Origin of the sequence: Bacillus sp. HY001, assembly GCF_007558965.1 — a bacterium.
Lineage (GTDB): Bacteria > Bacillota > Bacilli > Bacillales > Bacillaceae_G > Bacillus_A > Bacillus_A mobilis.
On record NZ_VLTE01000023.1, the window covers coordinates 52,012 to 78,768 of the forward strand.

Below are 26,757 nucleotides of genomic sequence, written 5' to 3' on the forward strand. Positions count from 1 at the left end.
TAGACACCCGCAGGTGTCTATTTATTATGCAAACTAGAGATTGTATTTTCTTCACTACATTTGCATGCCCTTTTGCTTCATCTCCCACTTTTTATACAGCAGTACTGTACCAAATAAAAATACCCCTGCAACAAATGAAGCGACTGGTAACATTTTTATCATTTCATCAGGAAATACGAGCGGTAATAAGGGAAATGCATACGCTGCTGGAATACGTACTCCAACGATTTTTAACAAAATAAGCATTACTATCATATTGAATAAAGTGACTACAATCCATGAATCAATTGCAAAGTACATTAATGTTCCAACAGTTGCCGATATAGTTAATACTACGATCTGCTTAATCGCCATTTTTTCATTGTACATCGGCTTTTGAAGTGATTCATACACGACAACTAATATTGGTGGAATAACTGCTAATTGTCCATAACCAGTTATCCAACATAAACTGATCCAAACGAAATTTAGTATTAGAAATACAGTCATATATTTATACTGTATATTCATTTTTCGCTCAATACCGTTGTTCAATTTAAATATAAGAACACCTACCATTAAAATAAATGTAAAAGCGAATACTGCGATAACAAATGACCATTCCGTCGCATTTGTTACTATTGGTAATAAACCTGTCGCAATAGATGGTGCTAAATTAGATTGAATTACACGTAAAAACAGCAACATCAATACAAGTGTTAAACTTACTTTCCCTAAATAGGCTATATCCATTTGATTCACCATAAAACCAATTACAGCTGTTATTGACGGTGCAATAAAGATTTTTTCTGGTTGTCTTAACCACCCTGGCTCACGATACGCCCATAAAGCAACTGCCATTGCTGCTATTTCCGGCAAAATGACTTCTGGATCATTTAATAACACACCTGCTGTTACCATTGCTAAAATAAATGAAATAGCAATCGTATATGAGATGATAGTTTCTTTCTTTGAAATTACTGCATTCATTCATACATACTCCTTTTTGCTTATTACTTCCATAATGTAAAATAATACGTTTATATACCCTACTAAGGTATTGTATATTAGCATCTTTTCTATTTCAAGTATTTAGTTTTTTCATTCTTTATCCCCACATACACTTACAAAACAAGGAATGTTTCTAGGCATTGACACTTATTAAAAGATAAGTTACAATAACTATACATTAGTAAGTAACTAATGTAATTAATTTAACTAGAGGTGAATCAAATGAAAAACATTTTATTCCGTATTAACGAATTATCAAAAAAAGAAAAAGCATCTGGATTAACAGTTGATGAAAAACAAGAACAACAAATGTTGCGTCAAAACTATACAAAAACATTTCGTGGAAGCTTAGATTCCATTTTATTAAACACAAAAATTGTTGATCAACATGGTCTTAACGTTACACCAGCCGCATTACAAGATGCTCAAATACGTTTAAAATTAAGCAAATGAAATTAACGATAAAAAAGCAATCGTATAAAACATAAAAAGAGCCGGAATTCCTATTTAGAAATTCCAGCTCTTTTTATTGTCTTTTCTAATTTAACATACGAGCGATACATCGCAATTCTCCACGATACAATCATCGCAAATGCGAGTAAGAAAAACATTCCGCTTAACTGTGCTAAATCAATTGATTGACTTAAATATGATTTTAACGCTACTCGTACAGCCAATAATCCGACTAAAATAAATATGAATGCTTTTGACGGTTTCATAAATATATGTTCGGCCCTTATTTCGAGCTTAGTTGTTTTAATTAGAAATATAGAAAAAATAAGTCCTACACTAATTGCCTCTACTATTTCTAACGATGTTAATCGAAACTCTGGTAAGAAGTACATCATTGCACCAGTACTCATAAAAATTGGCGGTAATATAATTTTCTTTTTCGTTACCGGTTTTTTCGCTGCTTTAAAGCGCAGAAACATGACACCAACAGCCATACAAACCGCTAAAATACTTGATAAAAGTGCTATCATACTCTCCCCACTCCTATCTATTTAACAGACTTTTTGAGCAAAATCATAAACCAAACGAGTCCGATACTTATAATAACATGACCTGATCCAGCCATATGGCTTAAACCGTTAAAGTCAGTTCCATTTACTTGCAGAAGACCTCTCCATAGCATTGTAGCAATAGTAAAAATTAACCCTACATTATAAACAACAAACCATGCACAAAAGCTCTTTGTTTCTTGTACATGAAACACTTTACATAAAGCTAAAGCAATTAAACAGAATATGAAACCGAGCACTAATACATGTGTATGCACCAATTGCAACATTGTGGATCCTTTAATTCCTTGTGCTTTCGTATACTCTCTTGCAAATACTCCTGATAATAAACCAATAATTAAGTAAATGAATGCCGCATTATATAATCTCTTCATTCTATTCCTCCTGTTGTAAACTTTCTATATTCGCTGCAATTATTTTAAGCAAAGTTTATGAACGGAATATGAACAAAATATTACATTCAATTGTTGAAAATAAAAAAACATCCCACAATTAATAATTGCGGAATGGCTTTTCAACTTATTTTAAATCTTCTATCGAGAAAGCGCCTGGAAGTAATTGCTCAACAGTCACTTCTTTTTCGTCGCCTTTTACATTCGTTAGTAAAACTGGCATTTTCGGTTCACAGAATTCAGCTATCACTTGTCTACAAGCACCACATGGTGAAATCGGTCCATCCGTTTCGCCTGTAATAACTAAGTAACTAAAATCGCGCTCCCCTTCTGATACTGCTTTAAAGATCGCTGTTCTTTCTGCACAGTTACATAAACCGTAAGAAGCATTTTCTATATTACAACCAGTATAGATTTTACCTTCTTTCGTAACTAACGCTGCACCAACAGGAAATTTTGAATACGGAATATATGCTTTTGCTAACATCTTATTTGCTTCTTCAATATATTTTTTCTTATCCATATTATTTCCTCCTCAAAGTAAGTGTAATTATGATTAGTCAGTAATCACTGTATGAACTAATTTAGGAGCCACTGCTGTTTCAGCGATAGAAATGTTCTCATAAATTTTTGCTTTTACATCTTCTACATTTTCACGATTTGCATAGATCGTTACGAATGGCTCGCCTTCTTTTACTGCATCGCCAACTTTTTTACGTAACATTAATCCTACTGCTAAATCAATTTCATCTTCTTTTGTTGCACGTCCAGCACCTAGTAACATAGCTGCAATACCAATCTCATCTGCAACAATGTTAGAAATAACACCTGAAGTTTTAGCTGGTACATCAATTACATACTTCGCCTGTGGCATTTTTTCTGGATTGTCTACAATTGAGCTATCTCCGCCTTGATTGCTTAAGAACTCTTTAAACTTCTCAGTTGCTTTTCCGTTTTTCATAACTTCAATTAGCATTTCACGAGCTTCTTCTAATGTATTTGCTTTTTTCGCAAGTACGACCATTTGACTTCCTAATACAAGTACTAATTCTGTTAAATCTTCTGGACCTTCACCTTTTAACGTATCAATCGCTTCTTTCACTTCTAGAGCATTACCAATCGCAAATCCAAGAGGTTGTGACATATCTGAAATAACAGCCATAGTTTGACGTCCTACATTATTTCCGATACGTACCATTGCATGTGCTAATTCTTTTGCATCTTCTTCTGTTTTCATAAATGCGCCAGCACCTGTTTTTACATCAAGTACGATCGCGTCAGCACCAGCTGCAATTTTTTTACTCATAATTGAACTTGCGATTAAAGGAATTGAGTTTACTGTTCCTGTTACATCGCGTAATGCATAAATCTTTTTATCGGCTGGTGTTAAGTTTCCTGTTTGTCCAATAACAGCTACTTTATCACGGTTTACAATATCAATGAACTGCTCTTTCGTAATTTCAACGTGGAATCCTTCTACCGCTTCTAACTTATCAATTGTTCCGCCTGTATGTCCTAAACCACGACCAGACATTTTTGCTACTGGCACATCTAAAGCAGCTACTAATGGCCCTAATACTAATGTTGTTGTATCACCAACACCGCCAGTTGAATGTTTGTCTACTTTAATTCCTTCAATTGCTGATAAATCGATTGTTTCTCCAGACTCCACCATTGCCATCGTTAAATCTGCACGTTCACGATCTGTCATATCTTTAAAGAAGATTGCCATTGCAAGCGCACTCACTTGATAATCAGGAATACTTCCATCTGTATATCCATTAATAAAGAATTTGATTTCTTCAGTCGTTAATTCTTTGCCGTCACGTTTTTTTGCAATAATATCTACCATTCTCATTACAATCACCATTCCTTTTTATATGATATAAATCTATTAAAATAATAATCCAACGATTGTTGCTGATAAGAAACTTACTAATGTTGCACCGAAAAGTAATTTCAAACCGAATCTTGCGACTACATTCCCTTGCTTTTCATTTAAGCTCTTAACTGCCCCTGCAATAATTCCAATTGAAGAGAAGTTTGCAAATGAAACTAAGAATACAGATATAATCGCTGTCGTTCTATCTGAGAAATTAAAGTTTCCTTGTGCTAAATCTGTCATAGCGACAAATTCATTTGATACTAATTTTGTTGCCATAATATTTCCGGCATTAACTGCTTCGTGCCAAGGTACACCCATAATAAATGCAAATGGTGCAAATACATAACCAAGTATTTCTTGGAACGAAATACCAATTACACCTTTAAATACTGCATTAATGAATGCGATAAGAGCAACGAAACCGACTAACATAGCTGCTACTGTGATCGCAACTTTAAATCCATCTATAATGTATTCCCCTAATACTTCAAAGAAAGTCTTTTTCTCTTCTTCTTGTACTTCTAACATATCTTCTTCTTCAGTAACTTCATACGGGTTAATGATAGAAGCGATAATAAAACCACCGAATAAGTTAAGAACTAAAGCGGTTACAACATATTGCGGTTTTAATAACACCATATATGATCCGACGATAGACATTGAAACGGTAGACATTGCAGATGCACATAATGTATACATTCTTTTCTCTGGCAACAACCCTAATTGTTTCTTAACTGAAATAAACACTTCAGATTGTCCTAAAATCGCAGATGCAACTGCATTATATGATTCTAGTTTCCCCATTCCATTTACTTTACTTAATGCTAGACCGATAGATTTCACAATAATAGGTAATACTTTAATGTGTTGCAAAATACCTATTAAAGCTGATATAAATACGATTGGCATTAATACACTTAAAAAGAACGAGAACTCTTTTTGATTTACTAATCCACCAAATACGAAATTTACACCGTCAGCGGCATATTTTAATAACTCTCCAAAACCATCTGCTATTCCGCTAATTAATATATTCCCTACACTTGTATTTAATAATAAAAACCCCAAAATAAATTGTAATATAACCATCGTTATGATTGGGCGATATTTGACTTTCTTTCTATTATTACTAGCAAGCCAAGCGATACCTAAAATCAATACGAGGCCAAAAATACCAATTAAGTATTTCATAAGCCGTCTCCTCCCATTCGTATCCGCTTACATTTTTTTCAATTGTTAAAGCAATAGATACACTTTACTTTGTGTATCTATTGCTTTTGACTTCATTAATGATTAGTAGTTATCTGTAGCACCTTTTGCATCATTTAATACAATTGCAACACTAGCACTTGCTCCAACGCGAGAAGCTCCAGCAGCTACCATTTTGTCTGCATCTTCACGTGTACGAACGCCACCAGATGCTTTTACACCAACGTTTGGTCCTACTGTTTTACGCATTAATGCGATATCTTCAGCAGTTGCTCCGCCAGTTGAGAATCCAGTTGAAGTTTTTACGAAGTCAGCACCAGCTTTTACTGATAATTCACAAGCGCGTACTTTCTCTTCATCTGTTAATAGGCAAGTTTCAATGATTACTTTTACAAGAGCTTTTCCTTTTGCTGCTTGTACTACTTCATAAATGTCTTTTTCAACGAACTCGTTATCGCCATCTTTTAGAGCGCCTACGTTGATTACCATATCAACTTCAGTTGCACCTTTTGCGATAGCATCTTTTGTTTCGAAAGCTTTTGTTTCAGTCGTGCTTGCTCCTAATGGGAAACCGATTACAGTACAAACGTCTACATCATGTCCAGCTAATTCTTCAGCAGCTAGCTTCACCCATGTAGGATTAATACAAACAGAAGCGAATTTATATTCCTTTGCTTCCTCGATTACTTTCATAACATCTTCTTTTGTAGTATTAGCTTTTAAAATTGTATGGTCAATTAACTTTGCAATATTCATTATCTTCACTCCTCATATCTTTTAACAACTTCATTCTAACTCTTAGCTGAACAAATGTAAATACACTTTTGAAATTTTGTTCATTCTTTTTTAGAAGGGAATCTCTTGTAGTAAATAAAGCGCATTCTAACTAAGAAACACTTCATATATAAAATGAAAACTTTTATATTAACAATGCTAGTATGTATCTCAATATCCATAATTATTTTTAAAAAGGCAATTTGTATTCAAAAACACTCCCATAATTCATGCATAGTAAAATAAAAGGCTTTCTCAAAATTAACATCTTGAGAAAGCCTTTTATTTCTAATCTTTTTGATAATGTAACAGTTCTTTTGCTGTATGCTGATCAATAATTAATACATTTGCATACCCGCCACGTAACGCACCATCAATTGATTTTATTTTTCTATTACCACCGGCAACTAAAATAGAACGTTTCTTCAATTTTAATTCTTCTAACTCAATCCCAATTGTACGTTGATTAATTTCTTCACTACTAATATTTCCGTCTCCATCAAAGAATCGTGAACAAATGTCACCGACTGATTGTTCTTTGAGTAAACTTGTTTCATCCTTATCGAAATAGCCTAATCGGAATAACAGCGCTTCGTCTCGCACTGTTCCTACAGTGAAAATTGCAATATTCGCTTGTTTCCCCATTTCAATAATGTGATGAATATGTCGATCCTGCTCTACTAATTCCTTTGTCACTGCATTATCAAATATTACTGGTAGTGGTAAATTTCTTGGCGTCGTTTGAAAAGCATCTGCAAATAAAGCAATGGTCTCATTCGCATATGTATTTACACTCGAATGACTAATACCACCTTTTAACTGGACAACTTCTACACCTTTTACATGTTGTGGTACGATTTTCCTAGCGATTTCATACATCGTCATTCCCCAGCTTACACCAACGATATCACCGTTTTTAACCGTCTTTTCCATATACTCAGCTGCATATTTACTAATATACTCTGTAATCGTTGCATATTCTGGCACTGGAGAAAATACGACATGTGCCTCTAACAAGTTGTACTTTTCTTTCAGTAAATTTCCAACGTTATCTAAATCAGCAAATGGATCGGCTATACTAATTTGAACAAACCCTTTTTCTTTCGCGTACTTTAATAATCGAGAGATAGTCGGTCTTGAAATATTTAATTTGTTAGCAATTTCTTGCTGACTATAATCTGATTGATAATATAATCTTGCAACTTCAACGCTTAATTGTTGTTTATCTTTATCCATAGTAACTCGTTACATATCCTTTCCTGTATTTCCTTTTCGTTACAAGCATTATACAGCTTTATGCAAGAAATTTCGACTACCGAATTTTATCTATCTGAACTTCTACTACACTTAGTATTTAAAACGAAACTTTAATCAATGATTTTTTATCCATCCCCTACTAGTTATCTGCCCGCCCCCATAATGTAAGATTTTTTCTTATAAAGCAAATCGGTCAGGTTATTAAGGTAGTCATTTTTAAAGTTCAAATTAGATATGTTTTTAAAATCAGTATGAGCGTGTAAAATAGTAGTTTTGGAATAAACAAATAAAAGAAATAATCAATAGTGATTATTTCTCTTTTCATATACATATTTATTTTTGGAAAAACAATCTAACTCCAAATACTAATAATACGGCGCCTGTAATACCCTCTATTGTACGGTTCACTCTTTCTTTTCTTAAAAAAGTTCTTAATTGACGTATGAGTGAGATATAAAGTAAATACCATATTGCTGTCAAAGTCGTAAATGTGACTCCTAATAAAAGAAATTGTAGGAAATGATTTTGATTACTCACAATAAATTGGGGTAAAAAACTAAGGAAAAATACAGCAGTTTTTGGGTTTAAAATTGCCGTAGTAAATCCTTGTCTAAAGCTTTTAATTGCACCAATATTTTTAGATTCCATTTCTACTGAACCTGATATATCTTCTTTTTTATGTAAGGCACTTTTAATTGACTTTACAGCTAAGTAAATTAAATAAACTGCCCCAGCATATTTTATAAATGTAAATAACATAGCAAATTTCATTAAGATAGCAGAAAGTCCTAACGTAGCCATTATTGTATGAATCATCATTCCAGATATCGTTCCTAACACAGTTTTTATCCCACCATTTTTACCATGCGAGATAGTATTTTTTGTAACTAGTGCAAAACCAGGACCAGGCATCATTATGATTAACATTGCTGTAAGGATAAATAATAGATAATTTTCCATGTTCTAGTATTTCCTTTCCAATTTTTAGTTTTGCTTACAGTATAGCTTTTTTCATTAAAACATTAAATACAAAAAGCTTAATCAGAAATTTATCTATCAAATTACAAGTCCACCCCTCACAAAATACAGGATAAAAAATAAACAGCGGAACTAGTCCACTGTTTACTTCGCCACACCTTCATGTAATTTTTCTGTATAATCTTTTACATCTTTCCAGCTATCTTTCGCTGTATGTAAATCTTCTTTTATGAAGGTAAATTCTTCAGGGCTGATTCCTTTTACGTTTTGTAGTAAATTATTATATTTTGCCCCTACTGTATACCATTGATTTGATATATTTTGCAGTGCTGTAATTGCTGCATCAATCGTTTCAGTCATATTTGTTGTTTTATTTTTTACATCTGTCAATATTGCCACTTCTGCTTGTGCTCCAGAAATTCTATCCTTTAAATTGGTGATTTCTCGTTCTGCATTGGCGATATCTTTTTTCGCAATAGCAATCATCGGTCCACCAGCAAGACATGTTATTAACGCTACGCACAGTACGCCACCAGCAATGACCATATCATTACTCTTTTTGATTGAATCATTATATGTATTTATTTGTTGCTCTAGAGCTGGAATACCAGCATTCGTACTTGCCAAAATCGATGTTAATTGATTTGTATCCTCTTTAAAACTATTTGTGTCTTTCGCCATTCTATCGCGAAAAGCTTTCAAATCTCCTAATAATACATCTACCTCATTTTGATTCTTTACAATATCCGCATACAATTTTTCTAAATCCGCTTTTAATTTCCCACTATCCTTTTGTTCAATCGCTATTAACATGCTATTATAATACGCTTGAAAAGTATTATTGTAATTAATAATATTTTGATCTGTTTTCATAATTTGAGGCTTCATATGATCTAACCAATACGCTGCGTTAATTTTTGCATCTCTTTGGTGCTGAACCATATTTCCTTTAAACTCACTATTAATGGAACTTATTTTACTCAAATCAGTCTCTTGCTGATTTTGAATTAATTTTGCATATGAATCCATTGCAAATATGCTCGATGTAGTTTGTGCCATTACATCTTGGAATCCAGCTGGCCCTAACGAATAATTTTTCACACTTTCTTGCAATGTTTTTACATTTGGTTCTGCTGCAAAAGGATGTAAAGGAAATGTGTTACTCGTTGCCACCCCAGCAATCATTAACGCTAAAAGACATTTTTTATAAAATCGTTTCTGCATTCTTTTCACCTATTTTCTTTATAAGAGTATAAAAAGCTCCTGCTCACAACTGAACAGGAGCTTCAAATCATTCATCAATACGTAACGCTCTAACGATTCGTATTTGATTAAGCTTTTTTCGTATCTACTACTTTAATATCTTCAGCATAAATCTTTTCTGCATAATCTTTAATGTTTTTCCAGCTATCTTTCGCAATGTTTAAATCTTCTTTAATGAAAACAAGGTCGTTTGGACTAATTGAATCTACATTTTGAAGTAAAGAATTGTATTTTGATCCCATTGTGTACCATTGGTTTGAAATGTTTTGCAACGCTGTAATTGCAGTATCAATTGTATTTGTTAAATACTCCGTTTGTGTTTTAATATTCGTTAACCCAGCTACTTCTAATTGAGCAGTTGTAACTTGTCCTGTTATTTTTTGAATTTCAGCTTGTGCATTATCAAGCTCTTTCTTCGCTAATACGATTCCAGCTGTACCACCGCCTACTGCTGCTGCACCACCTGCAATTAACGCGACTCCTAGCGGCGTTCCTGCACCTGTAGCAATGACTACTGCACCACCAATAATGGCAATTGGCCCTAGAGCTGTCGCAACTGATGAACCAATAATAATTGCATTATACTTACTAATGGCTTCATTATACGTTGTAATTTGATTTTGCAGAAGCGGGATTCCTGCATCTTGACTAGCTAATATAGATGTAATTTGATTTGCATCACCCTTGAAGTTTTGCGTATCGGACGTCATTTTGTTTCGGAATTTCTTCAAGTCTTCTACTAACTGATCTACCTGCGCTTTATTTTCATTAATACTACTTGATAATCTAGTTAAACCTTTCGTAAGAGTCGCTTTATCTTTTGCGTCTACCGCAGTAACTAAAGTATCATAATAGTTTTGGAATTTCGTATTGTAATTAATAATATTTTGATTCGTTGAAATAAGCTGTGGTTTTAATACATCTAACCATTGCTTCGCATTTCCTCTAGCTGTATCCTGGTGCTGAATCACTTTCCCTTTTAAAGCCGTATCAACAGACGATACATTACCAAAGTTAACATTACCTTGTTTAATAATTGTTAAAGCGTACAGATCCATTACTAAAGCATTTGAACCTGTTCTTTCCATTGCATCTTTTAGGCCTTCTGGTCCTAATGAGTATTCCTCATAGTCATTATAAGCTTTTGCTACCGCATGAACTGGAGCTTGTTTCACTGTACTTTCAGCTGCATACGTATGAGCTGGCATGATGTTCCCTGCTGCAAATACTGCCATAAGTGCTGATAGAGCCATTACTTTATAAGGTTTTTTTGTCATTTTTCTTCTCTCCCTATATCATTACTTATTTTTAATGTACTTCAACGTTTGTAACGTAATCTTCAAATTGATTCGTTTGCTTATTCATTTCATCACTTACTTTTTTAATTTGATTGAAATGTTTTTGAAGTAAACTACTATCTGTATATGTGCCTTCTTCAACATTCTTTTGAATTTGGATCATATTATTATTTAAAACTTTCCAATCTGTTAATAACGTTTCTAAAGTTATAATTTGACGATCGATTAGTTCTGTAAAGCTACTTACTTGATCTTCAACAAATGTAATTTGTGTCGCTTCTGCTTCAGTTTGTGATAGCTTTTGAATAAGTGGTAGTAGCTCTTTTTGCTTTTGCTGAATGCGAAGAGCTGCTTCCCTCGTTTGACTATCTGCAGCATTTACAATTTCATTACTTAAAGTACCGATAGAAACGAAATCGATCGTTTTCGTTTGTGCAGTTTGATTTGTAATTGTAAATACTTGTTTACCAATATTAATAGAACCTTTAATAATTTCTTGTGGTCTATTCAAAATAGTCGTTAACTCTGCTTGAATTTCCCCTTGAATTCTTTTAATATCTTCTCTTAATTTCACAATATCCCCACTTGATCCTTGCAGTGTTTTTATTGCTTCATCAGCTTTAATTGATAAGTTACTACTGTCTTTGTCCAGTACCGTTTTAAATCGATTTAACTCTAATAAATCTCGCTCCATACTCTCTTGGATGCTTTGTACTTGCAGTTGTAATTTTCCATATGCACCTGTAAAATCTGTTTTTGCTTGTTCATCTTCATTTACGTTTCCTGCTAGTTCATAGAGCTTACTATAATAGCTATTAAATCGAGTGCTATATCTCATCATCTCTTGATTTAAGTCGATTAGCTTCGGATTATATTCATCAATCCACTCTCGTACATTCGCCTTTGCAAACTTTTGATGATTCGTCAAACTACTCATCGCATTCACCTTAATGTCTGGCTGTTGTAAAATAACTAATCCGTATGCTTGTATAAGCGGTGACTGTGATCCTAACATTCTAATTGAATTGGATAATGTATTTGGAGCAATTACATTTTGTGCATATACTGTTTTCACTTCTGTTTGCCCCTCCATTGCGTAAGCGCTTACAGGAATAAAACAACTCGTAGATACTGCTGTAACCAATAACCCTGTAATTAAAGTCTTTTTCACTTTAACTCCTCCTATGTATTAGCAACTATTACTATCGCATTTTATTATTCTATTTTCTTACACATAATTTGAGATGGTTAAAATAGAGAACGTTCTCACCGCGATCCATGTATGAACCACCTCTCTCAACTTTTATTGCTACAGTACTTACTTATTGTTATAAAACATTTCATATGTGATTAGTATGAATAACATTGTATAAAATTTCTATTTTATAGCCATTTCCACATTCACACAGTGAATATATTACATGAAAATATTATTCATTTTAAACTAAATAACGTACGTAAATATGAAATTTCGTTTTGTTTTCATGTAAGTTTTGTACTGTAAGGTCATTTAAACACAGCTATTTATATAACGTAAAGAAGTATTTTCATTCCCTTTATTTTCAAGCTTTCATGTCCTTATTTCAAAATATAATCCGCTACACTATTTCAATTGAAATATCCATATATCACAACAAAAATTCCTACTTATCCATAGATATAAAAATTATATCAATATACTTTTTAGTCTCATATGCAATTATGCATAGTGTATACACAAAAAGGATAGCTTCACTTTCATGAAGCTATCCTTAAAAAATCTTCTTACTTTTTCAAATGATATGGAACTGTCGTAATAACAACATTTCTTTTATAGAGTAAATACGCACGAATGAGTAAACTAGACTGGTTATGAAGAATGTTATGCCAACCTTTTTTCGGAATGAACTGTGGTATAACGACCGTAACTCGGTAATTTGATTCACTCGCTTTATATTGCACTGTATCAATAAACTTTGTTAGCGGTTGAAGAATGCTTCTATAATGAGAATGTAATGTAACAAGCCTAACTTCCGGTTGCCACTTCTTCCATTTCTCTTCGAATTTCTTCTCCTCTTCTCTGTCAAAAGCAACATATACAGCGATAACTTGATCGGCAGAAAGAGCCTTAGCATAATTCAATGAATTTTCTACTACATGAGTCATGCCAGCTACCGGAACGACAATTACATTTCCCTTAATCGGAACTAGAGGTTCACAAGTTTTTAAACTTAACTGATCACCAACCGCATCATAGTGCCTCTTAATTCTGTGGAATAGGAATATGATTGCAGGTAAGAAAATAAGTATCGACCAAACTTGTGCGAATTTAGTTAAAAAGAACATACTCATTACAATAAAACTAATGACTGCTCCAATTAAATTGACCGTTAATCTCAAAGCCCATCCTTCAGGCTTTTCACGAAGCCATTTTAATACCATACCAGTTTGAGAAAGTGTAAATGGAATAAATACCCCTACTGCATATAACGGGATTAAATGTTCTGTTTGCCCTTGGAAAGCTACAATTAAAATAATCGAAGCAATCCCCAGTATAATAATACCGTTTGAGTAACCTAGGCGGTCTCCTCTAATCGTAAACATTCTCGGTATGAATTTGTCTTTTGCAAGGTTAACTGCTAATAGCGGAAATGCAGAATACCCTGTGTTAGCAGCAAGAATTAATATTAAAGCCGTTGTACCCTGTATGAAATAGTACATGAAATTACGTCCAAATGTTTGTTCAGCAATTTGTGAAACAACTGTTACTTCCTTACTTGGAGAAATTCCGTAATAATAAGCTAAGAAAACAATTCCTGAAAATAAAACAGCAAGTAATGCACCCATTGCAAGCAATGTTTTCGCTGCATTGTTTGGCGCAGGATCCTTAAAGTTTGGAATTGCATTTGAAATTGCTTCAACACCTGTTAAAGCCGAACTACCTGATGCAAATGCTCGTAACAGTAAGAACAAACTAATTCCCGCAACTGGTGTTCCAATCGGCGTGTGTAAGGCCTGCGACACGTGACCAGTTAAAATATTATAAATCCCTACCCCAATTAATATGAATAGTGCTAAAACGAATAAATAAACTGGATATGCTAAAACGGAAGCTGATTCCGTTACACCTCTTAAATTTAATATCGTAATCAATATAACAAATATAACTGCAATAATTACTTTATGTGCATGTAAGCTCGGAAAAGCAGACGTAATCGCATCTGTACCCGCAGATACACTTACTGCAACAGTTAAAATATAATCGACTAATAAAGATCCTCCAGCTATTAACCCTGGATTCATCCCTAAATTCTCTTTTGATACAACATACGCTCCTCCACCATGCGGGTAAGCGAAAATAATTTGTCGATAAGATAAAATAAGAGCAGTTAATAACACTAATACCCCAACAGCTATCGGAATGGAATACCAATAAGCTATTGCCCCCAGACCTGTTAATGCGATTAATATTTGCTCTGGTCCGTATGCGACCGATGACAATGCGTCAGAAGATAAAATGGCTAGTGCCTTCGTTTTATTAAGCTTTTGCTCCCCTAGCTCAGTTGATTTTAACGGTCTTCCAATTAAAAATCTTTTAATAGATGAAACCACTGCTGTCCACTCTCCAATAATTTTGTACGAACGATGCTACTTGTTACAGCCAGCAAACTATTTCTTCAGAAAACAAAAAATGTCTACAAGCCATAGCGAAATAGACTTGTAGACATTATTTTTTTTGTCGCACAAGCTCCACCTTCCTTCTCAATATAACGCTTACGAGGTTAGCTGTCGGATTCGGGCCTATGAGTAGCCCTACCTTTTTCAAGGATTCACCCCATTGGATTACGTACTAATCCATAAGAACGGGTCCCCCGCACCATGCGGTTTCAGCGATTTAGAAAATTGAAACTGTGGATTATAATACTCCTTTATTTTCAAAATGTAAACAAAAATTTTGAAAAAGAAAAAATTTAAAATGATTGCGCATAATCTGCCGATAAGTATACATAATGAATACTAAAAATCGATAAAGGAGACCCACATGTCTAAAGAAAAGAAACCTATTTTTTCTGATTCCTATTTAGATGCGTTAGCAAATGAAATTAATCAATTATACGGGAAACGTGAACAGGAAATAAATTTGACAGATAGAACGAAAAGAAATAAAGTGAAACTTTAATCAGTGGGGGTTTTCTTCATCCCCCACTGATTATTAGTTGAACCAATCGGACTTTTATGGGCAGTTGATCCCCACCTAACTTCTTTGCTTTCGCTGCATTTTGAGGTGGGGGTCTTACTGCCCATTAAAGCGGGATAAATAAGTTGTCATAAAAAAGAAAGCAATACACTTATATATTGCTTTCTTTTTTATTTTTTCATACATCTAATTGTATTGCTGATTTGTTAAAGGTCATTTCTTCATACACCTTTAAGTTTTGATATACCGCTCCCAATAATGGTGCTTCTATAGAAAATTGCTTTGCTATATCTAGTAAGTACCCTTGTAAGTGCTCACCTTCAATTGCAGAACCTTTTTCCATATCCCGCTGCATCGATGACTTCATATCATACGAAATTTTATCAATCGTTTTCATATGTTCCTGGGCAATACCTTCCTTAACTGGTGCCCCTATATATTTCATAATTTGCACACATTCTTCAAATAAGTTTTGGATAAAATCGCGACCACCTTCGCTTTCACGAATTGGTCCTATCGGTGCACGCATTAATGTTGTCACACCTGACATTGCAGTAATAAATAAATATTTATGCCACATATCTTGTGTAATATTTTCACTTAAAACAAAACTAGATTTCGTACCTGCAAAAGCTTTAGCAATATGCTTTATTCTCTCTGAATCTTGAAACTTCATTTCTCCAAACAGAAGTCTGTTGGCAACACTCGTTTGTACAATTTCTCCTTGATTGTTTAACGTCGTCTCAATAAAGCATAAACCGCCAATCACTTTTTCCACGCCAAATTCTTGTTGTAATAGTGATACATGGGCAATACCATTTAACAATGGAATAATCACAGTATTTTCACCTACAAACGGCTTCAAATCTTGAATTGCCTCGTTTAAGTGATACGCTTTTGTTGAAAATAAAATAACATCAAATGGAGCAGTTCGATCTTCCTTCGTTATTAATTTCGGTTGGAAGGAAAAATCCCCATTAACACTACGAATAACAAGCCCCTTTTCCTCTAATTGCTGTTTTCTTTTACTACGGACAAGAAACGTAACATCTTCTCCTTTTTCGACTAATCGCCCTCCAAAAAAGCCTCCAACGCCACCCGCTCCTAATACTAAAATACGCATACAACATCCCCCTTTTCAAAATACAGTTTTATAACATTTCGTATACATAACATTATACATGTCCCCTACTAAATAAGCTGAATTTTCATTCTTAATCAACTATAAAACAGTGGTTATTTTCAAATGAATTTGGGCATGTTGTTTTTATAGCATATATGAAAGGAAACAAAGTAAATGGAGGCAATACAAACAATCGAGGAAAAAGATGTAACAACAGCTATATTTCAATTTATATTCCCGTTTTCTTTTAAAACTGGATATGAACAAAATATGTTCCCTTTCTTACAGAAAAATGATTTTCGCCCTTTTCGACTTGATCATCTTGAAAATGAAAATACATACTACGGAAAGTTTCAAGTTTCACATCAAAATATGGAAGCCTACTATCTTTCATTTACAAATAAAATACTCTTTCCTCATTCAGAGCATCAAAAAGGATTGCAGCGCTATTCTAAAGACCTTAACTTAACTGGACATTTAACAACAAATTTGATTTCCGTTCCATTCAAGATTCATTCTATTGACGTAACACTTTGTCCCTATGAGCTTGGCTTCTTAACAATTCGGACAGAAGTAGAAACCGCTCCAAACATGACATTATCAGAAGCAATTGAATTTGCCGCCCGCTTCCGTGTACTTGAAACTAAAAATGATACAACTGAAACTATCTGTATTGAATGTAATGGAAAACAATATTCACAAGTAGAGAAGCTCATATTCGGCGATTTATTCCATGGTTTAACAGACTTCTTTGAGAAAAAGAGATTGCGGAGCTCTTACTTTCAAACATTCCCATTCTTTGAAGATCAACGAATGTATGTACAAACTTTATTATCCATAAACAAAGAGTCGGACCTTCATGTAGTTGATGTATACCGAGCTTCCAGTCTTTCCGGATTAACAGACGATGGCAAGCCGTATATTAGCGCAAATAATGTTCCTTATATTCAAGATTATTTAATAAAGCATTCATATCAAAGATGGGCTCCTAGTCGCTACTTTATTATGGAAGAACATATTTTCACATGTATAACAAACGAGGGTGAACACGAATTCGCTAAACTTGCTAGTCAAATGTACGGGGAGTTTTATTACGCTTTGTTATTAAATCTATTTCATAAAGTTGTTTTATTAAAAATGGCAAACGCTTATGCCGAGTTAAATATTGAACAAGATACAAATGAAATAGAGAAATTAATTTATTCAATCAATTCATTTACAGCAAATTACTTCTCTTTAGAGTTAGTATCCCAATCACAGAGTGAAGATATTTTCTTCCGCTTAAGAAATCTATTTAACATTGAGGTACTATACTCGAATGCAAAACAAAATCTTGATAGTTTGTTTAAATATCAAGAAAACGTCGCTTCTAAAAAAGATAGCCTTTTACTATTAATTTTAACGCTCTACTCTGTAGTAGGCCAAATGTTAGGGTTTACTATGATTGATCTTTTAAGAAACACCGATTCAAACAAAATATCGTCACCACTGGAATTTTTCGCACTTTTAATAGCAATTAGCGGCATCGTTATTTCACTTATTTTAGGTGCGCAAAGTTTATACCAATGGAGTCTACAACATAAACGAAGAAAAGCATGGGTAAAACAAACTGTACTTTCTGCTGTAAAAGAGAAAGATGATAAGAAGTAAAGAAGGTTATTTTCAAATTACAAATACGTGGCAGGATTCAGAAAATGAAATTATTACAAGCGATTTTCCGATTATATCAGCGACTTTTATAATATATAGACGTACCGACAAAAACTGACAAAAGAAAAACTACATAGTAAAAAAGTACTCCAAACTAAAATTTGGAGTACTTTTTTATTACACTAATTTAGCTTACTTTCCTGCTTCGATTTTCTCTAATGCAGCAGCTACTTGCTCTTCCGTTAATTCATGTTGTACTACGTAGCGGTTACGTGGGCTTACGCGACATTCATGAGAACATGCACGTAAATATTTCGCTTCGTTTTCTTCAGAACATAAAATCTTCTTATTACATTCTGGATTTGAACAGTTTACATAGCGCTCACAAGGTTCACCTGAGAAGTGGTCTTTACCAACGATAACATGTTCTTTTTGGTTTACTGGTACAGCGATACGCTCATCGAATACGTAACATTGTCCGTCCCAAAGCTCACCTTGTACTTCTGGGTCTTTTCCGTAAGTTACAATACCGCCGTGAAGCTGACTTACATCCTCATAACCTTCACGAACTAACCAACCAGAAAACTTCTCACAACGAATTCCGCCTGTGCAATACGTTAAAATCTTTTTACCTTCAAGCGTTTCTTTGTTTTCTCTGATCCAATCTGGTAATTCACGGAATGATTCAATATCAGGTTTAATCGCACCTTTAAAGTGTCCTAAATCAAACTCATAATCATTTCGTGCATCAATAATAACTGTATCTTCTTGTTTCATTGCCTCATAAAAATCTTTTGGCTCTAAATACTTCCCAGTTATTTCGTGTGGGTTAATGTCATCTTCTAGACGAAGTGTAACTAACTCTGGACGAGGACGTACGTGCATTTTCTTGAATGCATGCCCTTCTTCTTCATCTATTTTAAATACGATACCGTCAAAACGTGGATCGTTGTTCATTGCTTCCATGTATTTCTCAGTTTGCTCTACAGTACCAGAACAAGTTCCGTTAATTCCTTCTTTTGCTACAAGAATTCTACCTTTTAATTCAAGTGAATTACAAAATGCTAAATGCTCTGCCGCGAATTCTTCTGGGTTTTCAATTGTTGTGTACATGTAATATAGTAATACTCTATATGGTTTTGTAGTTGCCAATGTGTTTCTACCACCTATCTAATTTTTAAAATCATGTATAAGTTAACGTTCATATCAAAACATATATAATAAGAAAATGAATCCATTTTCTTCTCTTTATACTATTTTCTATCAGTTAACAAAAATAAAAAACAAGATTACACACCAAAACCCTGTGGTTATGTTGTAATCCCAATATATTATATATCATACAAATGCAATTCCATCAATTAATATGCTGTATTATCGGCTTTTTGTTCACATAAATTTCAAAAATAGCCCTTTAATTCATTATGTTTCCCCACGTCATCAAACCATAAACTCCCAATTTTTTATTACACGACACCATCCATTGCAGCAAGGCATATAATTTGCACTAAGGAAACATTTGTGTTCCAATAAAAATATCATCTAATACATTTAAATGTATTAAAATAAACAATAAGAATACTTACAATAATTTCATCAAGTTAACATTTCAAAGGGGAAAACTACTATGAATAAAGATATATCAAAAGATGAACAAGTCCCTTCTCAAAGTACAACTGTTCAATCAGCACACTTAGCTTTAAGTGGCGAAACGAAAGGCTGGAAAAGACTGTTACCGTTTTTAGGGCCCGCTTTTATCGCATCTGTAGCTTATATTGATCCTGGTAACTTTGCTACAAATATCGCAGCTGGTTCACAATATGGATATTTACTATTATGGGTTATATTCGCTTCTAACTTAATGGCAGTATTAATTCAAACTTTATCAGCTAAATTAGGAATTGCTACGGGAAATAATTTACCTGAAATAGCTCGCGAGCACTTTCCAAAACCAGTGTCTATCGGCTTATGGATACAAGGTGAACTCGTTATTATGGCTACAGATTTAGCTGAATTTATCGGGGCAGCACTCGGATTGTATTTATTATTTGGAATTCCTATGTTACCAGCTGCTTTAATTACAGCAGTCGGATCATTTATTATTCTTGAGTTTCAACGCAGAGGATTTCGCCCACTAGAAGCTATTATTACAGGGATGATTTTTATTGTAGTAATAGCATTTGGGATTCAAGTTTTTTATGCAAAACCAGAATTAAGTCCCCTTCTTGCAGGACTATTTATTCCGAAATTCCAAGGTGTAGACAGTATACTACTTGCAGCAGGGATATTAGGCGCGACAGTTATGCCACATGCAATCTATTTACATTCTGCATTGACACAACGCCGCGTGGTTGGAACAACTGATGAACAAAAGAAAAAGATTTTCCGTTTCGAGTTTATTGATATCATTATCGCAATGGTTATCGCTGGAGCAATTAATGCGAGTATGTTAATTGTTGCTGCTGCACTATTCTTTAAAAATGGCTTGCATGTTGAAGACCTTGATGTTGCTTTTAATCAGTTCAGTACTTTAGTCGGTCCAGTATCGGCTGCTTTATTTGGAATTGGGCTCTTATCCGCAGGACTATCTAGCTCCTCTGTCGGTACAATGTCAGGTGATATTATTATGCAAGGTTTCATTCGAATGCATATTCCGTTATACTTACGCCGCTTTATTACAATGATTCCACCATTAGTTATTATCGCTTTAGGTGTAAATCCAACTTACGCTCTAGTCATGAGCCAAGTCGTCTTATCATTCGGTATTGCCTTTGCATTAGTACCTCTTATTATGTTTACAAGCAATAAAAAAATTATGGGTGCACTCGTTAACCACCGCATAACAACCTTTATCGCTTGGATCATTGCTGCACTTGTTATCATTTTAAATATTTTCTTACTGTATCAAACGTTTATAGGGTAATAGAAAAAGGTATTCCAATAAAACTGGAATACCTTTTCTTATTGCCATTTATGTATGTACCTCTTTCTGGCATTATCGCACCTTTCTCAGTTCGAAAGTAAAGTGGTAATCCTTCCGAAAAAAACATGCTCACCTTGGATGGATCCTGCCTTTGATGATGAATATGTAAATGCGGCTCACTTGAACTTCCGGAGTTACCGACTTGAGCAAGAACCTCTCCTTCATTTACATGTTGTCCTTCCCTCACTTTAATTGATCCTTTTTTTAAATGGGCAAGAATCAAAAATGTCCCTGATTCATCTAGTCGTAAATAAATATGATTCCCCGCCATTGACTGAAAATCATCCTCTCCTGGAACTACATCTTTTTCATCATTATTGATAGATACAACTGTTCCAGAAGCTGGTGCCATTACTTTCGCTCCATATATTCCATAATCCTCTAACTTATTACTTTTCACTTCAGCAGGCGGAATAAGAATATCATATGCCCAGCGCTCATTTGGTTTTATTATGTGATAGTTTATTTCTAATCGATCACCGCCCCAGCCAATTAATGCTCGTTCATTCAAAGGAAAGCGCACGACTACTTTAGGGCTCGTAGAATGCACATCTGCCGGGTAAGCAAGTCTACCAATGTTCGCAAACCATCCTAAAGGCCAGGCTCCAATTATAGAGAAAAGAACGATGAAGAGTAGCGCTCCATCTATTCGTTGTCTGAAAATTCCTTTCCACACAAATAGTAACGTTACCCCTATCAAAATAAAAAGTGATACTATGCTAAAGGCTTGTATACTCCACCAAGCAATGACTGATATAACACCTTTAGCTAAATAAACTACACTCCAACTTATAATTAAAAACACAACTAAAATTATTAATACATATTTCTTCCACATGTTGTATCCCCACTCTCATATCTTTGTTCTACATAATACGAAGTGAAAATTACGACATATAAAAGAAATACTTACGACTTTCTTACAATTCTTTATAACGCGGTAAAGCGATAGTGAAAACAGTTTCTTTCTCGTTACTGCGCACAGTGATATCCCCGTTATGAAGCTCTGCTATACTTCTCGCAATTGCAAGCCCCATTCCTTTTCCACCCGTATGAGAGCTACGTGATTTGTCACCACGATAAAACTTCTCAAAAACGTAAGGAAGATTCTCATTCGGAATACATTGTCCAAAATTTTTAATTTCTATTTCAACATTCAGGTCTCTTTTAGAAATTTGAATCAAAATCTGTTTTCCGTCTTTCCCGTACATAATACTATTACTAATTACATTTTCGAAAAGCCTCACCATAAGCGCTACATCCATTTCCACATGTAACCCCTTATCACCCTTAATACAAAAGCTCATATCGGCATCATCTAGTTGTGGCACAAAATCAATCATGATTTGTTCAATGAACGCTTTCATATTTACTACACTTCTATGTAATTCAATCTCCCTATAATTTATTTGACAATAATCTAATAAATCATCTACTTGATTTTTTAATTCATAACTTTTTCGCTTTAATATACTTACATACTGTTCACATTCTTCTCTATTTGTATGAAACTGACTTCCTAACAGGTCCGCGTAACCGATTAGAGATGTTACAGGTGTTCGTAAGTCATGAGAAATATTACTAATCATTTCAGTTTTCATTTCCTGTGATTTTTTTTCATTTTCGATAGACTCTTTTAAACTTTTAGCCATTCTATTAACATTCGCTGCTAATTCACCAATCTCGTCATTTTTTGAAATAGGTATATGTATCTCCAAATTACCATTACTTATTTCTTTCACGTTCTTATTTATTTCAGATAACCTTTTCATTATTGTTCTTGTCATGAATGCAAAGTATATTGTAGTAATAATTAAAAAAGCTATTACATATAAAAGTGAATATTTTTCTTCTAACGCAGTAACATGACTATATATTTTTCCAATTACAATTTGAAACGCTATTATACTTACAGTCGCTAATAAGATGCTACATATGAATGCGATAAAAAACATAGCTCTAATGCCTTGTAATGATTTAATCTTCAATTTTATATCCGACTCCCCAAACATTCTGTATAAACTTCGGCTCTTTTGGATTCTCTTCAATTTTATTTCTTAATCTTGCGATATGAACCATTACTGTATTATTACTTTCATAGGCTCTTTCTTTCCAAACGCTTTCATATATTTCTTCAATAGTAAAAACACGATTTTTCGCAGCTGCCATTAAGTACAAAATATCATATTCAGTTTTCGTAAGATTGATTGTTTCTCCGTATAACATTACTGTTCTAGACACTTCATCTATTTCTAAACCTCTAATGTTTATTTTCTTTTCTATTACTTGGACAGCATTTTGATTGAAATATGTATACCTTCTTAATTGTGCTTTCACTCTCGCTATAAATTCAATTGTACTAAACGGCTTCACAATATAATCATCTGCCCCAGTACTAAATCCAATTACTTTATCTATATCCGATGATTTTGCACTTAAAAACATAATTGGTAAACTATGTTTCTCTCTAATCCTTCTGCACAATTCTATCCCATCCATTTGTGGCATCATAATATCCAAAATAGCAAGTTGAATTCTGTTATTATTTATTATTTTTAAAGCCTCTTCTCCATTTTGAGCACTAAAAACTTTAAAACCTTCTTGCATTAAATTCACATTCACAAATCGAACAATATCTTGATCATCATCTACAATTAAAATTGAATTTTTCTCCATATACAAACCTCTTTTTGAAATATATTCCACAATCAATTTTACCACAGATCAAAACCATACTTCCCTCTTGAATAATCTTTATTTTCAGATTAAATTATATAATAACAACACATTCTAGTTTCAGAAGAAATGGAGTGAAAGCATGTTTCCTATACTAAAAACCGACCGACTCATTTTACGAGAACTTACCGAAGAAGATGCACCGGGTATACTACAATGCTTTTCTAATACTGACGTACTGCGCTATTATGGCCAAAAACCATTACAAGATGTTGCTCAAGTGAAACAAGTCATTCATAACTTTAAGCTCAGTTATAATGCAAGAAGCGGAATAAAATGGGGAATCGAATTAAAAGACAAGAAAGAACTCATTGGAACAATCGGGTTTCATGATTGGTCTTCTGAGCATAAACGAGCCAATATAAGTTATGCTTTTCTCCCTGAACACTGGGGAAATGGATATGCAACTGAAGCGGTTTCTGACGTTATATCATACGGTTTCCACACACTTCATTTAAAACGGATCGGGGCGATTGTCTTTCTTGAAAATGAAGCTTCCAATAAAGTACTATTAAAATTAGGCTTTGAAAAAGAAGGCGTTTTAAAAAATTATATGTATCAAGATGATATCCCATTTGATACGAATTTTTATTCTTTATTAAAATGAGTTTAAAAGTATGTATGCGTAAAAAACCTTACTTTTAAAGAGTAAGGTTTTTTGTATTTATTAATTTAGGATATAAGCATTCTTATAAGTATAAACACCACCAAATTGATGCTTCTCAATTCCTTTTACATAATCCTTTTGTACGTAAGCTGATCCCATTTGATAAAGTGGTGCGATTGCAGCATCCTCTAATAAAGTACGCTCGGCCTCTTGCAATGCTTCCCATCTTTTCTTCTGATCTAGTACTAGATCGCTTTTCGCTTTCTTTATTAATTCATCGTAGTGTCGATTAGAATAATTCATTTTGTTATTCTGATTATCCGTCGTAAAGAGCTCTAAATAACTAATTGGGTCTTTATAATCTGGTCCCCAATTTGCCATAGATATATCGTAATCTCCTGTTTGTTCTAACTGTAATTTTTGCTTAAATGGCTGTTGTTTAATTTGTATCGTTAATCCTTGCAAATGCTTTTCTAAGTCACCTTTTATATATTCTGCCATACGTTTTGCATTATCTTGTTCATATGTTAAAAATTCGAGGTTTACTTCGTCTACTCCCAGTTCTTTTTTCGCTTCTGTCCAAATCTTTTTCGCATTTTGCAAATCATATGGAGAAAGATCTCCGTTTTCTTTTCTAAAATCTTTGCCAGTCTCTTCATTTATATGACCAGCCGGTACAAGTCCGCTTGCAGACTTTGCCCCGTTATTAATAAAGTGAGTAACGAAATCTTCTTTATTTAACGCTAATGAAATAGATTGACGCACCTTTTTATTTGCTAACGCATTATTTTTCTCATTAAAACGTAGCATAGCCATTCCAGGTTCGCTCGACATATGTAATTCCTTATTCCCTTTATACTTATCTACAAATTGAGAATTAATAGGCACCCGGTCTAAATTACCAGCTTCGTATAAATTAACAGCTGTCATTGTATCCTTTACAATCTGAAAGTTTATCTCGTCTAATTTCACTTTCTTTTCATCCCAATATGAAGCATTCTTCTTTAATTGAAACTCTTGTTCATGCTTCCATTTCTCTAATACAAATGGCCCGTTATATATGAGATTACTAGGTTCCAATGCATAATTCTTTCCTTGTTCTTTCAAAAATGATTCATGCTGTGGTAAGTAAATAGGTAGTGCTAACAACTGTAAAAAATACGGAATTGGCTGTTCGAGTTCCACTTCTAACTTATAATCATTTATTGCTTTAACTCCTAGGTTATCAAGAGCCATTGTTCCTTTATTAATTTCTTTCGCATTTTTCACATGAAAGAGCATGTACGCATATTGAGACGCTGTTTCATGGTTAATTGCACGTTTCCATGCAAACATAAAATCATTAGCTGTCACACTGTCTCCATTTGACCATTTTGCATCTTTACGCAAATCAAATGTATATTTTTTACCATCTTCACTTCTTTTAAACGATTTTGCTACCGCTGGAATAGGCTGATCTTGATCATCTAATACATACAAACCTTCAAATATGTTTTGCATAACGTGTGCTGATGTACCATCCATCGTTTTCGCAGTATCAAGAGAAGGAATTTCTTCTGATACTGTTACATTTAATACTTGTTTTTTTGCCTCTGTATCACTTTTATTCGCTTTATTATTACAAGCTGCTAATAATAAAGTTGTAACAAGTGCCATTACCATTAAATGGCTCTTTTTTCGCTTCATGAGTTGTTCTCCTTAAGTATAAAATATTATAAAGCGTTTTATATTATAGCAGAAATATGAATAGAAAGATGCGACATTCTTTTGAATATTTATTCGTTCAAGAAAAAAGCGATCCTTTTTAAAAAGGATTGCTTTTCCTTAATAAAATCAAAACTAATTTTGCCCTCAATTGTATAAAGGAAATGTTCTTAATGTAAGTACTACACCACCCGTTTTACTTGAAAATGATTTAACTCAAAAATAGCGTTATGTATGGACCAAATCCACCAGTGAAAAATAATTCTTTTCATAACCTTAGTATTAGTGGTTATGTTTACCGAATGGAAATGTTTGGATATCATTTATATACTGGAAAATGGATTAAAGGCAGGAGTACAGTGAAAGTTAGCATTAATAATTGGAGAGTATTGGTTGACTATAGTGATGGAAAATCACTGACTATTCGAATCCATAGTTCATCAGGAAAAGTTGTTTGAAGTAAAACTTTAGCAAATCCAGGGGAATCAGTAGTTACATTCTCAGGATTAAGTGCATCTCAAAATTATTATATAGGTTTTGAAGTTGCTACTAAGCAATAATAAATATTCATTTAATGGTTCTATTTATTAAAATAAAAACCTCACAATTTAATGAAGTGAACCCGAATAGTGGTACATGAAAAAAACACCTCCTGAATTCGCATACTAAGTATGCAAATTCAATGGAGGTGTTTTTGGTTTGAAAACAA

General features: G+C 33.7%; 24 protein-coding genes and 1 riboswitch. Of the genes, 5 read left to right on the top strand and 19 right to left on the bottom strand.

The window, feature by feature from the left end; genetic code table 11:
• Positions 1–54: 54 nt before the first annotated feature.
• Positions 55–969 (bottom strand): hypothetical protein, encoded by a 915-nt coding sequence (locus FOT98_RS12935; RefSeq protein WP_063260198.1) that lies wholly within the window; start codon positions 967–969, stop codon positions 55–57.
• A gap of 243 nt (positions 970–1,212) precedes the next feature.
• Here FOT98_RS12935 and FOT98_RS12940 point away from each other — a divergent pair, with 243 nt between their 5' ends.
• On the top strand, positions 1,213–1,443 hold the full coding sequence (locus FOT98_RS12940; RefSeq protein WP_000789775.1) for a DUF896 domain-containing protein: 231 nt from the start codon (positions 1,213–1,215) through the stop codon (positions 1,441–1,443).
• A gap of 50 nt (positions 1,444–1,493) precedes the next feature.
• Here the strand turns inward: FOT98_RS12940 and FOT98_RS12945 are convergent, their stop codons facing one another.
• The 12 genes from FOT98_RS12945 to FOT98_RS13000 all read right to left on the bottom strand — a co-directional run bounded on the left by FOT98_RS12945 (position 1,494) and on the right by FOT98_RS13000 (position 14,659).
• Entirely contained in the window at positions 1,494–1,973 is a 480-nt protein-coding gene (locus tag FOT98_RS12945; protein WP_063260197.1) for a CcdC family protein, read from the bottom strand.
• A gap of 17 nt (positions 1,974–1,990) precedes the next feature.
• On the bottom strand, positions 1,991–2,386 hold the full coding sequence (locus FOT98_RS12950; protein ID WP_063260196.1) for a DUF2871 domain-containing protein: 396 nt from the start codon (positions 2,384–2,386) through the stop codon (positions 1,991–1,993).
• 145 nt (positions 2,387–2,531) lie between these two features.
• A complete protein-coding gene (locus tag FOT98_RS12955; protein ID WP_000358522.1) occupies positions 2,532–2,927 on the bottom strand; it encodes a cytidine deaminase in 396 nt (131 codons plus the stop codon).
• Positions 2,928–2,960: 33 nt separating this feature from the next.
• On the bottom strand, positions 2,961–4,262 hold the full coding sequence (locus FOT98_RS12960; protein ID WP_001983022.1) for a pyrimidine-nucleoside phosphorylase: 1,302 nt from the start codon (positions 4,260–4,262) through the stop codon (positions 2,961–2,963).
• 36 nt (positions 4,263–4,298) lie between these two features.
• The gene (locus FOT98_RS12965) at positions 4,299–5,480 is read right to left on the bottom strand and encodes a NupC/NupG family nucleoside CNT transporter (protein ID WP_000876173.1); all 1,182 of its coding nucleotides are present in this window, start codon (positions 5,478–5,480) and stop codon (positions 4,299–4,301) included.
• Between the two features lie 102 nt (positions 5,481–5,582).
• On the bottom strand, positions 5,583–6,254 hold the full coding sequence (gene deoC / locus FOT98_RS12970) for a deoxyribose-phosphate aldolase (protein WP_001017444.1): 672 nt from the start codon (positions 6,252–6,254) through the stop codon (positions 5,583–5,585).
• A 306-nt stretch (positions 6,255–6,560) separates the two neighbouring features.
• The gene (locus FOT98_RS12975; protein WP_061680206.1) at positions 6,561–7,508 is read right to left on the bottom strand and encodes a DNA-binding transcriptional repressor DeoR; all 948 of its coding nucleotides are present in this window, start codon (positions 7,506–7,508) and stop codon (positions 6,561–6,563) included.
• 354 nt (positions 7,509–7,862) lie between these two features.
• Positions 7,863–8,489 carry a LysE family translocator gene (locus FOT98_RS12980; protein ID WP_061680205.1) on the bottom strand — a complete coding sequence of 209 codons (627 nt, stop codon included), beginning with the start codon at positions 8,487–8,489 and terminating at the stop codon, positions 7,863–7,865.
• A gap of 162 nt (positions 8,490–8,651) precedes the next feature.
• Complete coding sequence (nheC, locus tag FOT98_RS12985) at positions 8,652–9,731, bottom strand: non-hemolytic enterotoxin NHE subunit C (protein ID WP_063260195.1); 1,080 nt, start codon at positions 9,729–9,731, stop codon at positions 8,652–8,654.
• A gap of 107 nt (positions 9,732–9,838) precedes the next feature.
• Complete coding sequence (nheB, locus tag FOT98_RS12990; protein WP_063260194.1) at positions 9,839–11,047, bottom strand: non-hemolytic enterotoxin NHE subunit B; 1,209 nt, start codon at positions 11,045–11,047, stop codon at positions 9,839–9,841.
• A 31-nt stretch (positions 11,048–11,078) separates the two neighbouring features.
• Positions 11,079–12,239 carry a non-hemolytic enterotoxin NHE subunit A gene (gene nheA / locus FOT98_RS12995; protein ID WP_063260193.1) on the bottom strand — a complete coding sequence of 387 codons (1,161 nt, stop codon included), beginning with the start codon at positions 12,237–12,239 and terminating at the stop codon, positions 11,079–11,081.
• Positions 12,240–12,832: 593 nt separating this feature from the next.
• The gene (locus FOT98_RS13000) at positions 12,833–14,659 is read right to left on the bottom strand and encodes an APC family permease (RefSeq protein WP_063260192.1); all 1,827 of its coding nucleotides are present in this window, start codon (positions 14,657–14,659) and stop codon (positions 12,833–12,835) included.
• A gap of 144 nt (positions 14,660–14,803) precedes the next feature.
• Positions 14,804–14,950: riboswitch (cyclic di-AMP (ydaO/yuaA leader) on the bottom strand.
• A 139-nt stretch (positions 14,951–15,089) separates the two neighbouring features.
• Here FOT98_RS13000 and FOT98_RS32360 point away from each other — a divergent pair.
• Entirely contained in the window at positions 15,090–15,227 is a 138-nt protein-coding gene (locus FOT98_RS32360; RefSeq protein WP_061680200.1) for a hypothetical protein, read from the top strand.
• 196 nt (positions 15,228–15,423) lie between these two features.
• Here FOT98_RS32360 and panE read toward each other — a convergent pair whose 3' ends face one another.
• Positions 15,424–16,368: a 2-dehydropantoate 2-reductase gene (gene panE, locus FOT98_RS13005; protein ID WP_063260191.1), complete on the bottom strand. Its 945-nt coding sequence runs from the start codon at positions 16,366–16,368 to the stop codon at positions 15,424–15,426.
• Between the two features lie 174 nt (positions 16,369–16,542).
• On the opposite strand from panE, the gene FOT98_RS13010 reads away from it, so the two are divergent.
• Positions 16,543–18,018, top strand: coding sequence for a hypothetical protein (locus tag FOT98_RS13010; protein WP_063260190.1), 1,476 nt, complete (start codon positions 16,543–16,545; stop codon positions 18,016–18,018).
• A 192-nt stretch (positions 18,019–18,210) separates the two neighbouring features.
• On the opposite strand, the gene trhO is transcribed toward FOT98_RS13010, so the two are convergent.
• Entirely contained in the window at positions 18,211–19,170 is a 960-nt protein-coding gene (trhO, locus tag FOT98_RS13015; RefSeq protein ID WP_061676675.1) for an oxygen-dependent tRNA uridine(34) hydroxylase TrhO, read from the bottom strand.
• A 475-nt stretch (positions 19,171–19,645) separates the two neighbouring features.
• Between trhO and FOT98_RS13020 the strand changes: the two genes are divergently transcribed.
• Positions 19,646–20,941: an Nramp family divalent metal transporter gene (locus FOT98_RS13020; protein WP_061676674.1), complete on the top strand. Its 1,296-nt coding sequence runs from the start codon at positions 19,646–19,648 to the stop codon at positions 20,939–20,941.
• On the opposite strand, the gene FOT98_RS13025 is transcribed toward FOT98_RS13020, so the two are convergent.
• From FOT98_RS13025 to FOT98_RS13035, 3 genes are all read right to left on the bottom strand, one after another.
• Positions 20,931–21,839, bottom strand: a complete 909-nt coding sequence (locus tag FOT98_RS13025) for a M23 family metallopeptidase (RefSeq protein ID WP_063260189.1) — start codon at positions 21,837–21,839, stop codon at positions 20,931–20,933. The genes FOT98_RS13020 and FOT98_RS13025 overlap by 11 nt on opposite strands.
• A gap of 82 nt (positions 21,840–21,921) precedes the next feature.
• On the bottom strand, positions 21,922–22,989 hold the full coding sequence (locus tag FOT98_RS13030; RefSeq protein WP_063260188.1) for a sensor histidine kinase: 1,068 nt from the start codon (positions 22,987–22,989) through the stop codon (positions 21,922–21,924).
• Entirely contained in the window at positions 22,979–23,677 is a 699-nt protein-coding gene (locus FOT98_RS13035) for a response regulator transcription factor (RefSeq protein ID WP_063260187.1), read from the bottom strand. The genes FOT98_RS13030 and FOT98_RS13035 overlap by 11 nt, the downstream gene beginning before the upstream one ends.
• A 142-nt stretch (positions 23,678–23,819) precedes the next feature.
• On the opposite strand from FOT98_RS13035, the gene FOT98_RS13040 reads away from it, so the two are divergent.
• A complete protein-coding gene (locus FOT98_RS13040; protein ID WP_063260186.1) occupies positions 23,820–24,344 on the top strand; it encodes a GNAT family N-acetyltransferase in 525 nt (174 codons plus the stop codon).
• Between the two features lie 60 nt (positions 24,345–24,404).
• Here FOT98_RS13040 and FOT98_RS13045 read toward each other — a convergent pair whose 3' ends face one another.
• A complete protein-coding gene (locus FOT98_RS13045; protein ID WP_063260185.1) occupies positions 24,405–26,030 on the bottom strand; it encodes a peptide ABC transporter substrate-binding protein in 1,626 nt (541 codons plus the stop codon).
• Positions 26,031–26,757 lie beyond the last annotated feature (727 nt).

Excerpts from the sequence above, each read along its gene's own strand:
- FOT98_RS12980 (WP_061680205.1), bottom strand. The coding sequence starts at position 8,489 with ATGGAAAATTATCTATTATTTATCCTTACAGCAATGTTAATCATAATG.
- FOT98_RS12950 (WP_063260196.1), bottom strand. The coding sequence starts at position 2,386 with ATGAAGAGATTATATAATGCGGCATTCATTTACTTAATTATTGGTTTA.
- FOT98_RS13025 (WP_063260189.1), bottom strand. The coding sequence starts at position 21,839 with ATGTGGAAGAAATATGTATTAATAATTTTAGTTGTGTTTTTAATTATA.
- FOT98_RS12945 (WP_063260197.1), bottom strand. The coding sequence starts at position 1,973 with ATGATAGCACTTTTATCAAGTATTTTAGCGGTTTGTATGGCTGTTGGT.
- nheC (WP_063260195.1), bottom strand. The coding sequence starts at position 9,731 with ATGCAGAAACGATTTTATAAAAAATGTCTTTTAGCGTTAATGATTGCT.
- FOT98_RS12955 (WP_000358522.1), bottom strand. The coding sequence starts at position 2,927 with ATGGATAAGAAAAAATATATTGAAGAAGCAAATAAGATGTTAGCAAAA.
- FOT98_RS13040 (WP_063260186.1), top strand. The coding sequence starts at position 23,820 with ATGTTTCCTATACTAAAAACCGACCGACTCATTTTACGAGAACTTACC.
- FOT98_RS12935 (WP_063260198.1), bottom strand. The coding sequence starts at position 969 with ATGAATGCAGTAATTTCAAAGAAAGAAACTATCATCTCATATACGATT.
- deoC (WP_001017444.1), bottom strand. The coding sequence starts at position 6,254 with ATGAATATTGCAAAGTTAATTGACCATACAATTTTAAAAGCTAATACT.
- nheB (WP_063260194.1), bottom strand. The coding sequence starts at position 11,047 with ATGACAAAAAAACCTTATAAAGTAATGGCTCTATCAGCACTTATGGCA.
- FOT98_RS13020 (WP_061676674.1), top strand. The coding sequence starts at position 19,646 with ATGAATAAAGATATATCAAAAGATGAACAAGTCCCTTCTCAAAGTACA.
- FOT98_RS13035 (WP_063260187.1), bottom strand. The coding sequence starts at position 23,677 with ATGGAGAAAAATTCAATTTTAATTGTAGATGATGATCAAGATATTGTT.
- FOT98_RS13045 (WP_063260185.1), bottom strand. The coding sequence starts at position 26,030 with ATGAAGCGAAAAAAGAGCCATTTAATGGTAATGGCACTTGTTACAACT.
- FOT98_RS12940 (WP_000789775.1), top strand. The coding sequence starts at position 1,213 with ATGAAAAACATTTTATTCCGTATTAACGAATTATCAAAAAAAGAAAAA.
- panE (WP_063260191.1), bottom strand. The coding sequence starts at position 16,368 with ATGCGTATTTTAGTATTAGGAGCGGGTGGCGTTGGAGGCTTTTTTGGA.
- FOT98_RS12960 (WP_001983022.1), bottom strand. The coding sequence starts at position 4,262 with ATGAGAATGGTAGATATTATTGCAAAAAAACGTGACGGCAAAGAATTA.
- FOT98_RS12975 (WP_061680206.1), bottom strand. The coding sequence starts at position 7,508 with ATGGATAAAGATAAACAACAATTAAGCGTTGAAGTTGCAAGATTATAT.
- FOT98_RS13010 (WP_063260190.1), top strand. The coding sequence starts at position 16,543 with ATGGAGGCAATACAAACAATCGAGGAAAAAGATGTAACAACAGCTATA.
- FOT98_RS32360 (WP_061680200.1), top strand. The coding sequence starts at position 15,090 with ATGTCTAAAGAAAAGAAACCTATTTTTTCTGATTCCTATTTAGATGCG.
- FOT98_RS12965 (WP_000876173.1), bottom strand. The coding sequence starts at position 5,480 with ATGAAATACTTAATTGGTATTTTTGGCCTCGTATTGATTTTAGGTATC.